Source organism: Brevundimonas phoenicis (genome assembly GCF_047237745.1).
In the GTDB taxonomy this organism is placed as follows: Bacteria; Pseudomonadota; Alphaproteobacteria; order Caulobacterales; family Caulobacteraceae; genus Brevundimonas.
This window is the reverse complement of sequence record NZ_JBDFLN010000001.1, coordinates 232718-246544: the sequence shown is the minus strand read 5'-3', so window position 1 is coordinate 246544 and position 13827 is coordinate 232718. Positions and strand designations below refer to the sequence as shown.

Genomic DNA, 13827 nt, shown 5'->3' with positions numbered 1-13827 from the left:
CCGGGAGCCAGTGCTTTGGCTTCGCGGCGCAACCCTATATTGATCGGGAAGGCCGCAAGGTCTGTGCCTATGGCTCTCACTGGCTCCCGGCGTCCGCCGGGATGAGCGGAAAATAGATGGCGAAGTCTGAGACGCATTCCTTCCACGCCCCGCGCAGCCACGGCTTCGTGCGCGTCGCCGCCGCGACCCCGGTGGTCCATGTCGCCGACCCGGCCGCCAACGCTGAAGAACACGAACGGCTGATCCGTCAGGCGGGCGAACAGGGCGCAGACCTGCTGGTCTTCCCCGAACTGTCCTTGAGCGCCTACGCCATCGACGACCTGCACATGCAGGCGGCCCTGCTGGAAGAGGTCGAGGCGCGTATTCGCCGCCTTGCACTGGCTGCGGGTGAAGCGGGCGTCGCGGCGGTCATCGGCGCCCCGATCCGCTGCGGCGACAGCCTCTATAATTGCGCCGTGGTGGTGGCGAACGCCAAGGTTCTCGGGATTGTGCCGAAAACCTACCTGCCCAACTATCGTGAATATTATGAGAAACGCTGGTTCGCCTCGGCTCAGGATATCGGCGAAGGCCCGACCTATGCGCCGCTGGCGGGACAATGGGTTCCCATGGCGCCGGACCTGTTGTTCGGCGCAGAGAATACGCCGGGCTTCGTGTTCGGCGTTGAAATCTGCGAGGATTTTTGGGCGCCTCTGCCGCCGTCAACACGGCTGGCTCTGTCCGGCGCGCGCATCCTATGCAACCTCTCGGCCTCCAACATCGTCATCGGCAAGGCGGACGAGCGCGCCTTGCTCTGCGCCAGCCAGTCGGCGCGCACCCTGTCGGCCTATGTCTTCGCCGCCTCGGGCTGGGGCGAGAGCACCACGGACCTCGCCTGGGACGGTCAGGCGACCATCCACGAACTGGGCGCGCGGCTGGCCGAGGGCGAGCGCTTCGCCCTGCACAGCCATCTGACGGTCGCCGACGTGGACGTGGACCGCATCGGTCTGGACCGGTTGCGCAACGGCACCTTCGCCGACTGCGCCCGTCGCGAAGGCCTGGAGCACCCGACTCCGATCACCTTCAAGACGCGAAGCGCAGCCGCGACTGACGCCCTGATCCGTCCGCTGGACCGCTTCCCCTTCGTGCCGGACGACGCCGCGCGCCTGGATCAGGACTGCTTCGAGGCCTTCAACATTCAGGTCCAGGGCCTGATGCGGCGGATGACGGCGACGGGGGCGAAGACGCTGGTGATCGGCGTTTCGGGCGGGCTGGATTCGACGCAGGCCCTGCTGGTCGCCTGTCGCGCCTTCGACCGGCTGGAGCTTCCGCGCACAGGGATTCTGGCCTTCACCATGCCGGGGTTCGCCACATCGGACGGGACGAAGTCGAACGCCTGGGCGCTGATGAAGGCGCTGGGGGTGACGGGGGCCGAGATCGACATTCGCCCCGCCGCCGAACAGATGCTGCGCGACATCGGCCACGCCTTCGCGGACGGCGAGCCGGTGCACGACATCACCTTCGAGAACGTCCAGGCGGGCCTGCGCACCGACTATCTGTTCCGCTTGGCCAATCAGAACCACGGCTTCGTGCTGGGCACCGGCGACCTGTCGGAACTGGCGCTGGGCTGGTGCACCTATGGCGTCGGCGACCACATGAGCCACTACAACGTCAACGGCGGGGTGGCGAAGACCCTGATCCAGCACCTGATCCGCTGGGTGGCCGAGCGCGGTCTGGTGGGCGAGGCGGCGGTTCCGACGTTGGCAGCCATCTTGGCCACGGAGATCTCGCCCGAACTGGTGCCGGCGGGGGCCGATGGGGCGATCCAGTCGACGCAGTCCATCGTCGGCCCCTATGCGCTGAACGACTTCTTCCTGTTCTACATCAGCCGCTTCGGCCTGAAGCCGTCCAAGGTCGCCTATCTGGCGCATCAGGCCTGGGGCGATGCAGCGACGGGCGCTTGGCCGGTCGGTCTGCCGGAGGCGGATCGCGTCGCCTACGACCTGGCGACCATCAAGGGGTGGCTGCGGAAGTTCCTGATCCGCTTCTTCCAGACCAGCCAGTTCAAGCGCTCGGCCGTGCCGAACGGGCCGAAGGTGGTGACGGGCGGGTCGCTGTCGCCGCGCGGCGACTGGCGGGCGCCGTCGGATTCCTCGGCGCGGGTGTGGCTGGACGAACTGGATGCCAATACACCGGACTGATGCGCGCAGGGGTTGAAACGACCTGCCTGGGGTTTACCCGCCCGCACGGCGCGGGTTAGCGTTTTCTTCTCCCCGCCCTCTGTGAGCCTGACACACCCGGTCGTGCGGGAGAGCCCGGATCTGTCCGGGTCAGCCTTGGGCTGAGCGTTCGGGGCTGAAGAAGGATACGCCATGCGTTTTGCAACGGCCGCCGCCCCGACCGCCATTCTGGCCGCCCTGTTCCTGACCGCTGCGCCCGCCCTGGCGCAGGACGCCGCTGAACCGGCGCCCGCCGCCGCGCCAGCCGCAGCCGGTGAACCGACTGACGCCGAACTGACCCAGTTCGCCGCCGCCATGAAGACGGTCCAGAGCGTGGCCGCCTCCGTCCAGAACGGAACGCCCACCGAGGAGCAGCAGGCCCAGATGGCCGGCGCCGTGCAGAACTCGGGCCTGGCCGTCGAGCGCTTCAACGCCATTTCGGCCGCCGTTTCGGCTGACCCGGTGCTGCAGGCCCGCGCGGCGGTGGCGGGCGCGACGCCGTCCGCGCCCGGCTCGGTCGGGGCCGGCGTCACCGACGCTGAAGCCGGTCAGTTCGCCGCCGCCATGGGCGAGATCTCGGGCATCGCCCGCGCCCTGAACGGCGCCCAGCCGAACGCCGAACAGCAGGCCCAGATGGCCGCCGCCATCCAGAACTCGGGCCTTGAGATCGAGCGGTTCAACGCCATTTCCGCCGCCACGGCCCAGGATGAGCATCTGCAAGCGCGCATCGCCCTTGCCCAGACGCGTCAGGGGGAATAGGCCAGTTGTAACGAGGGCCGTCGCTGATGCGGCGGCCCTTCTTCCATTCAGACAGGACTGATCATGAGCGACGACGTCACCAAGGACTCCAACGGCAACCTCCTGTCGGACGGCGACAGCGTGACCCTGATCAAGGATCTGAAGGTCAAGGGCTCGGGCGGGGTGACGCTGAAGCGCGGCACCCTGGTCAAGAACATCCGACTGACCGGCGACCCCGACGAAATCGAGGCCAACGTCGAGAAGGTGCGCGGCCTGGTCCTGCGCACGGAGTTCGTGAAGAAGGCTTGATTAGAGGGCCTACCGCGCTTCGCGCTACTTGAGGCCAATGTAGCTGGTCGACCGGGCCTCGTGCTGCTGGAGGCCCGGCAGGCTGCCTCAGCCCACCTCCGCCAGAAACTCGAAGATGGCCGCGCGCGCTTCGGGTTCGTCCAGCATGGGGGCGTGGCCGACGCCGGGAACCTCGGCATAGGCCAGGGCGGGGGCGGCCTTCTTCATCTTGTCGGCGATGGCGGTACTGAGCAGGTCCGAGGTTCCGCCGCGCACCAGCAGGGTCGGCTTCTTGCGCGCCAGCGCCCGGAACGAGGGCCACAGGTTGGGAACCAGCGCCTTGGACCCCGCCGCCTTGATCGGCGCCGCGATGTCGGGGTCATAGTCCAGCACGGGCGCCCCTTCGGTCCCCTCGCGGAAGACGCGGCGGGCGAAGGCGGCCCAGTCGGCGTCCGTATAGTGAGGGAAGGCCGCCTCATTGATGCGCCGGGCGTAGGCGGTCGCGTCGTCCCAGCTTTCGATTACGACGGGCTGGCCGGTATAGGCGGCGATGCGGGCCAGGCCCTCGGCCGCGACCTCGGGGCCGACGTCGTTGAGGATGGCGGCGGCGATGGCCTTGGGCTTGATGGCCGTCAGCGCCAGGGTGATCAACCCGCCCATGGAGGTGCCGAGGAAGACCGCCTTCTCGATCCCTGCCTGCTCCATCAGGGCCACGACATCCTTCGCATAGACGTCCGGCGTATAGGTCATGGGATCGGGCGCCCGGTCCGACCGGCCGCGCCCGCGCACGTCGACGGCCAGGACGCGGCGACCGCTGTGGGCGATCAGGCCGGCGATGACGCCGAAATCGGCGCTGTTGCGCGTCAGGCCGTGGATGGCGATGACCGGCAGGCGCGCCGGACCCTCGGCCGGAGCATAGTCGCGGGCGTAGAGGCTGAGGCCGTCCGGCGAGGTCCAGCGCCGCTCGACATAGCGGTCGGCCAGCGGGGTGGTCATCGGCATGGATCGTCTCCGAACAGCAGTTCCGTTCGAGCGACGTTAATTCATCGGATGCGGAATAGCGATCAGGCGGGCGGCAGATCGCGGATGAATTGATCGAGATCGCCTTCGGTGAAGCGGTGGCCCGCCACGCCTGCGCGCCGCGCCGCCTCCATGTCCGAGGGCTGGTCGCCGATCATCAGCGAGCGGGAGAGGTCGAGGTCGTGCTCGGCGGCGGCCCTCAACAACATGCCGGGATTGGGCTTGCGGTCGGGGTGGTCGGGATGGCGATAGCGTTCGTCCGCCGCTTCAGAATGGAAGGGGCAGGCGTAGACGGCGTCGATGCGTCCGCCGCCTTCGGCCAGCCGCGCGACCAGCAGGCGGTTGAAGTCGTGCATGGTCTCTTCGCTGAACATGCCGCGCGCCACGCCCGACTGATTGGTGACGATGACGGTCATGTAGCCCGCGTCGTTCAGCCGCTTCACCGCCTCGGCGACGCCGGGGATCAGCACCAGCTGGTCGGGCCGGTGAGGAAAGCCGCTGTCGACGATCAACACGCCGTCGCGGTCGAGAAAAGCGGCCGGGCGCTGGGTCATGCAGTTTCCGTCAGCAAGGCCGAAAAGGCCGTCATCAGGTGATAGAAGGTCGAGGCTGGAACGGCCGCGTCCTGAGAACGTCCGTCAGCGTCGTAGGTGTCGACCCACAGACCGGGCGTGGTCGTGGCCAGATAGGTGGCGAAGATGCCGTCCAGCAGGGCGTCAGCGCGTTCCATCTCGCCGCGCAGCCGCAAGGCGCGCAGGGTCTCGGTCTGGCACCACAGGCGGCGGCCGGCGTCCAGAAGACCCTTCTCCCGTCCTATCTCGCGCAGGGCGTGCCCCTCGGCGTCGAAGCCCCGCTCCAGGGCGACGCGGAACAGGACATCGGCCTTGTCGGAGTGTCCGGGCAGGCCCAGGCGACGAGCCTGATCCAGCAGCCAGACCCATTCCATGTGGTGGCCTGGCTCGGCCACCTCGCCCAAGGCGCCGGGGGCGATGGACCAGTCGGCGGCGAAATACTCGCCGAGGACGCCGAAGTGGGCGTCGAAGAAACGCGTGGCGAACAGGTCCAGGATGCGTCGCGCAGCGCTGTCCCAGGCGGGATGCGGCGCCGCAGCCTGCCAGAACAACAGGGCCTCCAGCAGGTGCATATGCGGATTCTGGCGTCGGGGCAGGCTCGGCGGCAAGGCCTCGTGCCAGCCGCCATGGAGGGAATCGGCCATGCCGGCTTCCATCGCCGCCAGGGTCGCCAGGGCCAAGGGCAGGGCGCGTTCGTCCTTTAGCACCCGGTGGGCGGCCGCTAGTCCGAACAGGACGAAGGCCAGGTCATAGAGGTCCGGCGCCGGGTCCAGAACGGCTCCTGCATCGTTGGTCGTGCGGACCCACAGGCCGTCGTCGCGCTGATTGTCGCGGATCAGAACCTCGAGCCCGCGCCGCGCCAAAGCCTCGCCTTCTATCCAGCCGAGCGAAGCCGCTTCGGCGAAGACATAGACCTGTCGCGCCTGGACGCGTGTGCGCCGCGGCAAGCCGGTGATGGGCCGACCGTCGAAATCCAGTTTCTCATAGAAACGCCCTTCGGAGTCGGCGCCAGCGGTCGCCCACAGCGGCAGGGCTTGGCGAAACAGCCAGTCGCGGACCCGGATTTGTGCGTTTGACAAGATCATGATGGTTCGGGCTTAGGCAGGGTCGCCGATTTTGCCAAGCCATGGTTTTCGTTGCATCGCGCAACGCGAAGTGACTCCGGGGGGTTTGTTCAGCACCCCGCCGCTTTGCTAGGACGCAGGCTGACACAGACGACCCGCCTTCGCGTCCGCGCCTCGGAGCCTTGGACTTCCGCCCGCGCCGGCCCCATCGAGAGAGCGACATCGCAATGACCATTCCCTTCATCGACCTTCAGGCCCAGCGGCTGCGCCTCGGCGGCAAGATCGAGGCCGCCGTTCAGGAGGCCGTCGTCGGCGGCGCCTGGGTCATGGGCCCGCAGGTGCGCCAGTTCGAGGCCGACCTGGCCGCCTTCGGCAAGGCCAAGCACGCCCTGGGCTGCGCCAACGGCACCGACGCCCTGGCCCTGCCGCTGATGGCCTGGGGGATCGGGCGCGGCGACGCCGTCTTCGTGCCCAGCTTCACCTTCGCCGCCACGGCCGAGGTGGTGCCCTGGTTCGACGCCGAGCCGGTCTTCGTCGACGTGGACGAAAACACCTACAACATGGACCCGGCCGCGCTGGAGCGCGCCATCGAAGGGATCAAGGCCGAGGGCCGCCTGACACCGCGCGTGGTCATCGCCGTCGACCTGTTCGGCCAGCCCGCCGACTATCCGGCGATCAAGGTGATCTGCGACAAGCATGGGCTGAAGCTGATCTCGGATTCGGCGCAGGGGTTCGGCTGCACCATCGACGGCGCGCACCCGCTGAAATGGGCCGATGTGACCACCACCAGCTTCTTCCCGGCCAAGCCGCTGGGCTGCTACGGCGACGGCGGGGCGGTGCTGACCAATGACGACGACCTGGCTCAGCTGATGGATTCCATCCGGGTTCACGGCAAGGCGGTGGGCGTCGACCTGAAGGACCGGACCTTCGACCACGACCCCAAATATCTGAACATGCGCATCGGTCTGAACAGCCGTCTGGACACCATTCAGGCCGCCGTCCTGATCGAGAAGCTGAAGGTCTTCGCCCAGGAGATCGAGTGGCGCAACGCCGCCGCCGCCCGCTACAATGAAGCCTTACGTCCCCATGTGGCCAAGGTTCCGGACGTCCCGGCGGGCAACGTCTCCAACTGGGCGCAGTACACGGTCGAGCATTCGGACCGCGACGCCCTGGCCTTGCACCTGAAGGATCAGGGCGTGCCGACGGCGGTCTATTATCCGATCCCGCTGCACCTTCAGCCCGCCTATGAACATTATCCGCGCGGCGTGGGCGGCCTGCCTGTCACCGAGCGGCTGAAGGATGTGGTGATCAGCCTGCCGATGCACGCTGATCTGGACGCAGACACCCAGGACCGCATCATCGCCGCCGTCGCCAGCTTCAAGGCCTGATCCGCATGACCCTCCATCAGACCCCCCTCAAGATCGGCGTCGCCGGCGCCGGCGTCATGGGCCGCAACCACGCCCGCGTCCTGGCCGAGCTGCGCGATGTCGAGCTGACGACCGTCTTCGATCCGGACGCCGTGACGGCCGAGGGCGTGGCCGCCGCCTATGGGGCGACCGCCGTGACGACCGCCGAGGCCTTCGTGGCCGCCGGACTGGACGCCGCCGTCATCGCCACGCCGAACCGCTATCACGCCGAACTGGGCGTGGCCCTGCTGAAGGCGGGCGTCCATGTGCTGGTCGAGAAGCCGATCGCGGCCACGGTGGCCGACGCCCAGGCCATGATCGACGCGGCCAAGGCCAATGACCGCGTGCTGATGGTCGGCCATGTCGAGCGCTTCAACCCGGCGGTCGAGACGGTCAAGCGCGCCATCGACGGCGACGAGATCATCTCCATCCAGATCACCCGCGTCGGCCCCTTCCCGCCGCGCATGGGCGAGGTCGGGGTGGTCATCGACCTGGCGGTGCACGACATCGACATCATCCGCCACCTGACGGGGTCGGAGATGACCGAGGTCCAGTCGCTGCTGGGCCACACCCATGCGTCGCGCGAGGATTCGGCCCTGCTGCAGTTCCGCATGGACAATGGGGTGATCGCCCACATCACCACCAACTGGGTCACGCCCTACAAGACCCGCGTCCTGCAGGTGGCGACCAAGAACCGCTTCATCGTCGCCGACCTGATCACCCGCCAGGTGACGGAATTCTTCGGCCAGCAGCCGGACGGCTCATACTCCACGCGGATGCTGAACGCCTGGCCCGCGGAGCCGCTCAAGAAGGAGCACGAGGCCTTCATCCACGCCATCCGCACCGGCGAGACGGCGGCCGTCAGCGGCGAAGACGGCCTGCGCAATCTGGAAGTGGCGCTGAGGTGCCTGGGGGAGTGATCGCCTGATACTCCGCTCACCCCGGCGGACGCCGGGGCCCAGTGAGAACTGCAAGCGCGGCGTCTGGGGCCAAAGCACTGGATCCCGGCGTCCGCCGGGATGAGCGGATGGTTAGGCCTTCACCACCTGCATCGTCAGCCATTCGGCGATCAGGGCGGGCTTGTCGCCGCCTTCGATCTCGACGATCAGTTCGTGCTTCAGCAGCCATCGGCCGCCCCCCTTGTCCTCGGCTGACAGCAGTTTGAAACGGCCGCGCACGCGCGATCCCGACGGCGCCGGGGCGAGGAAGCGCAGGCGGTCGAAGCCGTAGTTCACCCCCATGACCAGATCATCCAGCGGGGCGACCGCATCCATGCTCATGGCCGAGGCGAGGCTGAGAGTCAGGAAGCCATGCGCAATGGTCCCGCCGAAGGGCGTCGCCTTGGCGCGCTCGGGGTCGACGTGGATGAACTGCTCGTCCTCGGTCAGTCCGGCGAAGGCGTCGATGCGCGCCTGATCCAGCGCGAACCAGCGGCTGACGCCGACCTCCTGTCCGATCAGGGATTGAAGTTCGCTGGCCTTGGTCATGTGACGCCCCTCCCGTTTGCGCCAGCCTTGCGCGGGGAGGGGGGCGGAGGCAAGGCCTACCCCTCGAAGCGTCCCTCGATGATTTCGCTGAACAGGCCGGGGTCGACGTTGCCGCCCGACAGGACGATGCCGGTGGTCAGGCCCTTCGCCTCGACCTTGCCCGAGAGCAGCGCCGCCAGGGACACGGCGCCGCCCGGCTCGATGATCAGCTTCAGCCAGCGGAAGGCGAAGCGCATGGCCTCGGCCACCTCGGCGTCGGTGACGGTCGCGGCGCCCGCCAGACGCCGGTTGATCGGCCAGGTCAGTTCGCCCGGAATGGGCGCCATCAGGGCGTCGCAGATGGACGGCGACCCTTGCGGATGGGCGGTGCGGGCGCCCGCCTCCAGCGAGCGGCGGGTGTCGTCGAAGGCGTCCGGCTCGACCACGATGACGCGGGTGTCCGGGCTCTGTTCGGCCATGACCAGATTGATCCCGGCGATCAGCCCGCCGCCCGAGGCGCCGCACAGCAGCTGGTCCATCGGCACGCCCGCCTGCTCCAGCATCTCCAGTCCGACCGTGCCCTGGCCCTCGATGATGAAGGGATCGTCGAACGGCGGGACCAGCACCGAGCCGCGCTCGGCCGCTATCTCGGCGCCGATGGCCTCGCGACTTTCGGTCCAGCGGTCGTAGAAGCGCACCTCGCCGCCGAAGGCGCGCACGCCTTCGACCTTCACCGCCGGACTGTCGGACGGCATGACGATGGCGGCGGGCGCGCCGACGCCCTTGGCCGCCGCCGCCACCCCCTGCGCGTGGTTGCCCGAGGAATAGGCCACGACGCCGCGCGTCTTCTCTTCCTCGTTCAGTCGGCTGACGCGGTTATAGGCGCCGCGGAATTTGAAGGCGCCCGCCACCTGAAAGGTCTCGGCCTTCATCAGGACGCGACCGCCGACGGCCTCGTTCAGGGCCGGGTGCTCGATCAACGGCGTGCGGACGGCGGCGGAGGCGATCTGGCGGGCGGCGTCGACGACGCCTTCAAAGCTGGGCGTATGCATGGGTTCCCTCTTACGTCGCGGCGCAGGCTCTGCATAACTCACATCATGCAAGCAAATATGATCCTCGCCATCGACCAGGGCACGACCTCGACGCGGGCGATCGCGTTTGAGGTCTCGCCCGAGGGGGCCTTTCATGCGGTCGCCGTCAGCCAGATCGAGCTGGCGCAGCATTTCCCGCAGTCGGGCTGGGTCGAGCATGACGCGGCCGAGATCTGGCGCGCGACGCTGCAGACCTGTCGCGAGGTGGTCAGGAAGGCGGGCGGCGTCGGCCGCTTCGCCGCCATCGGCATCACCAACCAGCGCGAGACCTCGGTCATCTGGGACGCGGCGACCGGCGAGCCCCTGTACCGCGCCATCGTCTGGCAGGACCGACGCACGGCTGAGGCGACCACGCGGCTGGCGGCGCAGGGGCATGAGGCCATGATTCAGGCGGCGACGGGCCTGATCCTCGACCCCTATTTCTCGGCGTCGAAATACGCCTGGCTGCTGGACGCCGTGCCCGGCGCGCGCGAACGGGCGGCGCGGGGCGAGGTGAAGCTGGGCACCATCGACGCCTGGCTGATCTGGAAGCTGACCGGCGGAAACAGCCACGTCACTGACGCCACCAACGCCAGCCGCACCAGTCTGATGGACCTGACGACGCGCACGTGGCGGCCGGACCTGTGTGACCTGTTCGGCGTGCCGATCGAGGCCCTGCCGGAAATCCGCGACTGCGACGCGCTGCTAGGCGAGGCCGATGCGTCCCTGCTGGGTCGCGCCCTGCCCATTCACGGCTCGGCGGGCGATCAGCACGCGGCCCTGGTCGGCCACGGCGCGCTGACGGCGGGGGACGCCAAGATCACCTACGGCACCGGCGCCTTTCTGGTGGCCAATGTGGGGGCGGCGCCGGTGGCCTCGACCTCGCGCCTGCTGGGAACGCTCGGCTATGCGGCGGGAGGGCAGGCGGCCTATGCGCTGGAGGGGTCCATCTTCTCGGCCGGGTCGGCGATCCAGTGGCTGCGCGACGGGCTGAAGGTGCTGTCGGACTCGCGTCAGTCGGAGGCTATGGCCCAGACGCTGAAGGACAACGGCGGGGTCTATCTGGTCCCCGGCTTCACCGGGCTGGGCGCGCCGTGGTGGGAACCGGAGGCGCGGGGCGCGGTCGTCGGCCTGACCCGTGACAGCGGACCGGCGCACATGGTCCGCGCGGCGCTGGAGAGCCTGGCCTATCAGACCCGCGACCTGCTGGACGCCCTGACGAAGGACGGGGCGCCGCCGCTGAAACGGCTCAAGGTCGATGGAGGCGTCACCGCCAACGCCTTCGCCATGCAGTTCATCGCCGACATCTGCGAGGTCGAGGTCGAACGTCCCGCCTTCCAGGAGATGACCGCCATGGGGGCGGCGCGACTGGCGGCCTATGGCGTGGGCCTGACCGAGGCGCTGTGGACAGCTCCGGCCGAAGCGCCCGCCGTCTGGACCCCGCGCATGGAGGCCGAGGCGCGGGCGCGGCTGCTCAAGGGCTGGCGCGGCGCAGTGCGGGCGGCCATCATCGCCGCCCAGCCGGAGGAGGGGGAATGACCGAGGCCGCGGATTCACAGGCATTGGACGCTCAAACCGCGTTTTCGGGCACGCGCGAGGTCGACGACCGCCATCGGCTGGACGAGGCGGCGCTGGACGCCTGGCTGGCGGCGAACGTCGAGGGCTACGCCGGGCCGCTGACCATCCGACAATTCAAGGGCGGCCAGTCCAACCCGACCTATGAGCTGACCACGCCGGGCCGGACCTATGTGCTGCGTCGCAAGCCGCCGGGCGCGCTGCTGGCCAGCGCCCACGCCGTGGACCGGGAGTTCGCCGTCATTTCGGCCCTGCACGCCCAGGGTTTTCCGGTCGCGCGGCCCTATGCTCTGTGTACGGATGATGACGTCATCGGCTCCATCTTCTACGTCATGGAGAAGGTCGAGGGCCGCATCTTCTGGGACTTGAAGCTGCCGGGCCTGACCTCGCCGGAGCGCCGCGCCGTCTATGACGCCCAGGTCGATACGCTGGCGGCCCTGCACCGGCTGGAGCCCGACGCCGTCGGCCTGGCGGACTACGGCAGGGCGGGGAACTATTTCGCGCGCCAGGTGGGGCGCTGGACCAAGCAGTATCGCGCCTCCGAGATCGAGCCGATCGCGGCCATGGACCGGCTGATCTCCTTCCTGCCCGACAGCCTGCCGCCCGAGGGGCCGACGCGGATCGTGCATGGGGACTTCCGCCTCGACAATCTGATCCTCGATCCGGCCGAGGCGAAGGTGCGGGCGGTGCTGGACTGGGAGCTGTCGACCCTGGGCGACCCGATGGCGGACTTCTCCTATCTGCTGATCGCCTGGGTGATCCCGGCGTCCCTGCGCAACGGCCTGGCGGGGGCGGACCTCAAGACGCTGGGCGTTCCGTCGGTCGAGGAGACGGTCGAACGCTATGCGCAGAAGACCGGGACGGCGGCGCCGACGAACCTGGACTGGCTGTTCGCCTACAACCTGTTCCGGCTGGCGGCCATCTGTCAGGGCATCGCCGGACGGGTGCGCGACGGCACCGCCGCCAGCGCCCATGCGCGGGCGATGGCGGCCCAGGTCGGCCCGCTTTCGGACGCGGCCTGGGGCTTTGCGCGCAAGGCCGGAGCCTAGCGGAGCCATACAGAAACAGTTTTTGTTACGGATCGATTTGTGAAACGCCCTCGGAAGGCCTACCTTCCCATCAGGAGCATGAACCCTGATGTCTGACAGCCAACGTTTTCCCGTCGCCGCCCACGCCCTGGCCTATCTGGCCCACAAGGGCGCCTATGCGGCGACCGAGGCCGAGCCGAGCGCCGTCCTGGCGGCTTCGGTGCCGACCAACCCGGTGGTGATCCGCCGGGTCACGGCCCTGCTGGCCAAGGCGGGCCTGATCGCCACGCGCCCCGGCGCGTCGGGCGGCTCGTGGCTGCTGCGGCGGCCCGAGGATATTCGCCTGGATGAGGTGCTGAAGGCGGTGAACGGCTGCGCCCAGCTGGGCTCGCCGCCCGCCGGCGCCAAGGGCTGCCCGGTCGGCGAGCATATTCCGCGCCAGGTGGCCAAGGCCCTGACGGCGGCGGATCAGGCGGCGGGCGCGGCCCTGTCGAAGATCACGATCGCCGACCTGCTGGCCGAAGACCCGGAAGTGCTGCGTCCGTTCGCGCCGCATCCGTGCTGCCCCAACGCCGACGCGGCCTGACGAGGCGTCCTTGGGGGAGGGGCGTCGCACCGTTCTGATCACGGGAGCTTCGGCGGGCATCGGCGCCGCCCTGGCGCGCGTCTGCGCGGCGCGGGGGCATGACCTGATCCTGACCGCCCGGCGCGAAGGGCCGCTTCAGGCCCTGGCCGAGGAGCTGGCCGGCGCCCATGGCATCGCCGCAACCGTGGTCGTCGCTGATCTGGCCGAGCCGGAGGCGCCCGCGCGTCTGGTCGAGGCGATCGCGGCGCGGGGATTGAGCGTCGACGGCTTGATCAACAACGCGGGCTTCAGCCGCACCACGGGCTTTCTGACGACCGATCCGGACGACCACGCCGCCATGATCCGCGTCATGCTGAGCGCGCCGGTCGAACTGTCGCGCCTGGTGCTGCCCGGCATGGTCGCGCGCGGCTGGGGCCGGGTGCTGAACGTGGCCTCCCTGGCCGGACAGATGCTGGCGACCGGCGGCGACACCCTGTACGGCCCGATCAAGAGCTTCCTGATCAAGGCGTCGCAGGGGTTGTGGTTGGAAACGCAAGGGACCGGCGTGCACGTCACCGCCCTGTGCCCCGGCTACACCTATACCGAGTTCCACGACGTCAACGGCTCGCGCGATCAGGTCTCGGCCGCCTATCCGAAGTGGATGTGGATGGACGCCGACCGCGTGGCCCGCATCGGCTGGGACGCGGTCGAAGCCAATCGGCCGCGCGTGACGCCGGGTGTCGCCAACAATGTGCTGGCGGCGCTGGGCGGGCTGCTGCCCGACGCCCTGGCGCTGAAGATGGTCGGCGGCCACGCCAGACGGCTGGACCGCCTCTGACG

At 69.0% G+C, this 13827-nt stretch carries 14 protein-coding genes; 9 read left to right on the top strand and 5 right to left on the bottom strand.

What is annotated here, in order from left to right:
- Positions 1-116 precede the first annotated feature (116 nt).
- From ABC419_RS01175 to ABC419_RS01165, 3 genes are all read left to right on the top strand, one after another.
- Positions 117-2177 (top strand): NAD(+) synthase, encoded by a 2061-nt coding sequence (locus tag ABC419_RS01175; protein WP_412876585.1) that lies wholly within the window; start codon positions 117-119, stop codon positions 2175-2177.
- A gap of 171 nt (positions 2178-2348) precedes the next feature.
- Positions 2349-2954 (top strand): DUF4168 domain-containing protein, encoded by a 606-nt coding sequence (locus tag ABC419_RS01170; RefSeq protein ID WP_412876586.1) that lies wholly within the window; start codon positions 2349-2351, stop codon positions 2952-2954.
- Between the two features lie 63 nt (positions 2955-3017).
- Positions 3018-3242: an alkylphosphonate utilization protein gene (locus ABC419_RS01165; protein WP_003166615.1), complete on the top strand. Its 225-nt coding sequence runs from the start codon at positions 3018-3020 to the stop codon at positions 3240-3242.
- A gap of 87 nt (positions 3243-3329) precedes the next feature.
- Here the strand turns inward: ABC419_RS01165 and ABC419_RS01160 are convergent, their stop codons facing one another.
- From ABC419_RS01160 to ABC419_RS01150, 3 genes are all read right to left on the bottom strand, one after another.
- Positions 3330-4223 carry an alpha/beta fold hydrolase gene (locus tag ABC419_RS01160; RefSeq protein WP_412876587.1) on the bottom strand — a complete coding sequence of 298 codons (894 nt, stop codon included), beginning with the start codon at positions 4221-4223 and terminating at the stop codon, positions 3330-3332.
- A 62-nt stretch (positions 4224-4285) separates the two neighbouring features.
- Positions 4286-4795, bottom strand: a complete 510-nt coding sequence (locus ABC419_RS01155; RefSeq protein WP_412876588.1) for a D-glycero-alpha-D-manno-heptose-1,7-bisphosphate 7-phosphatase — start codon at positions 4793-4795, stop codon at positions 4286-4288.
- Positions 4792-5898: an AGE family epimerase/isomerase gene (locus ABC419_RS01150; protein WP_412876589.1), complete on the bottom strand. Its 1107-nt coding sequence runs from the start codon at positions 5896-5898 to the stop codon at positions 4792-4794. Before ABC419_RS01150 ends, ABC419_RS01155 begins: the two co-directional genes overlap by 4 nt.
- Before the next feature lie 206 nt (positions 5899-6104).
- Here ABC419_RS01150 and ABC419_RS01145 point away from each other — a divergent pair, with 206 nt between their 5' ends.
- Positions 6105-7265 carry a DegT/DnrJ/EryC1/StrS family aminotransferase gene (locus ABC419_RS01145; RefSeq protein WP_412876590.1) on the top strand — a complete coding sequence of 387 codons (1161 nt, stop codon included), beginning with the start codon at positions 6105-6107 and terminating at the stop codon, positions 7263-7265.
- A gap of 5 nt (positions 7266-7270) precedes the next feature.
- Positions 7271-8203: a Gfo/Idh/MocA family oxidoreductase gene (locus tag ABC419_RS01140; RefSeq protein WP_412876591.1), complete on the top strand. Its 933-nt coding sequence runs from the start codon at positions 7271-7273 to the stop codon at positions 8201-8203.
- Between the two features lie 111 nt (positions 8204-8314).
- Here ABC419_RS01140 and ABC419_RS01135 read toward each other — a convergent pair whose 3' ends face one another.
- Together ABC419_RS01135 and ABC419_RS01130 are read right to left on the bottom strand one after the other, a co-directional pair.
- Positions 8315-8770 (bottom strand): MaoC family dehydratase, encoded by a 456-nt coding sequence (locus tag ABC419_RS01135; RefSeq protein ID WP_412876592.1) that lies wholly within the window; start codon positions 8768-8770, stop codon positions 8315-8317.
- Positions 8771-8826: 56 nt separating this feature from the next.
- Complete coding sequence (locus ABC419_RS01130) at positions 8827-9801, bottom strand: threonine ammonia-lyase (protein WP_412876593.1); 975 nt, start codon at positions 9799-9801, stop codon at positions 8827-8829.
- A 57-nt stretch (positions 9802-9858) separates the two neighbouring features.
- Here ABC419_RS01130 and glpK point away from each other — a divergent pair, with 57 nt between their 5' ends.
- From glpK to ABC419_RS01110, 4 genes are all read left to right on the top strand, one after another.
- Positions 9859-11358 carry a glycerol kinase GlpK gene (gene glpK, locus ABC419_RS01125; RefSeq protein ID WP_412876594.1) on the top strand — a complete coding sequence of 500 codons (1500 nt, stop codon included), beginning with the start codon at positions 9859-9861 and terminating at the stop codon, positions 11356-11358.
- The gene (locus tag ABC419_RS01120) at positions 11355-12443 is read left to right on the top strand and encodes a phosphotransferase family protein (protein ID WP_412876595.1); all 1089 of its coding nucleotides are present in this window, start codon (positions 11355-11357) and stop codon (positions 12441-12443) included. Before glpK ends, ABC419_RS01120 begins: the two co-directional genes overlap by 4 nt.
- Before the next feature lie 88 nt (positions 12444-12531).
- The gene (locus tag ABC419_RS01115; protein ID WP_087139679.1) at positions 12532-13008 is read left to right on the top strand and encodes an Rrf2 family transcriptional regulator; all 477 of its coding nucleotides are present in this window, start codon (positions 12532-12534) and stop codon (positions 13006-13008) included.
- Between the two features lie 10 nt (positions 13009-13018).
- Positions 13019-13825: an SDR family NAD(P)-dependent oxidoreductase gene (locus ABC419_RS01110; protein ID WP_412876596.1), complete on the top strand. Its 807-nt coding sequence runs from the start codon at positions 13019-13021 to the stop codon at positions 13823-13825.
- The last annotated feature ends 2 nt before the right edge of the window (positions 13826-13827 follow it).

Coding starts and splice junctions, on each gene's coding strand:
- ABC419_RS01170 (WP_412876586.1), top strand. CDS start 2,349: ATGCGTTTTGCAACGGCCGCCGCCCCGACCGCCATTCTGGCCGCCCTG.
- ABC419_RS01140 (WP_412876591.1), top strand. CDS start 7,271: ATGACCCTCCATCAGACCCCCCTCAAGATCGGCGTCGCCGGCGCCGGC.
- ABC419_RS01150 (WP_412876589.1), bottom strand. CDS start 5,898: ATGATCTTGTCAAACGCACAAATCCGGGTCCGCGACTGGCTGTTTCGC.
- ABC419_RS01130 (WP_412876593.1), bottom strand. CDS start 9,801: ATGCATACGCCCAGCTTTGAAGGCGTCGTCGACGCCGCCCGCCAGATC.
- ABC419_RS01160 (WP_412876587.1), bottom strand. CDS start 4,223: ATGCCGATGACCACCCCGCTGGCCGACCGCTATGTCGAGCGGCGCTGG.
- ABC419_RS01115 (WP_087139679.1), top strand. CDS start 12,532: ATGTCTGACAGCCAACGTTTTCCCGTCGCCGCCCACGCCCTGGCCTAT.
- ABC419_RS01175 (WP_412876585.1), top strand. CDS start 117: ATGGCGAAGTCTGAGACGCATTCCTTCCACGCCCCGCGCAGCCACGGC.
- ABC419_RS01120 (WP_412876595.1), top strand. CDS start 11,355: ATGACCGAGGCCGCGGATTCACAGGCATTGGACGCTCAAACCGCGTTT.
- ABC419_RS01165 (WP_003166615.1), top strand. CDS start 3,018: ATGAGCGACGACGTCACCAAGGACTCCAACGGCAACCTCCTGTCGGAC.
- glpK (WP_412876594.1), top strand. CDS start 9,859: ATGATCCTCGCCATCGACCAGGGCACGACCTCGACGCGGGCGATCGCG.
- ABC419_RS01155 (WP_412876588.1), bottom strand. CDS start 4,795: ATGACCCAGCGCCCGGCCGCTTTTCTCGACCGCGACGGCGTGTTGATC.
- ABC419_RS01145 (WP_412876590.1), top strand. CDS start 6,105: ATGACCATTCCCTTCATCGACCTTCAGGCCCAGCGGCTGCGCCTCGGC.
- ABC419_RS01135 (WP_412876592.1), bottom strand. CDS start 8,770: ATGACCAAGGCCAGCGAACTTCAATCCCTGATCGGACAGGAGGTCGGC.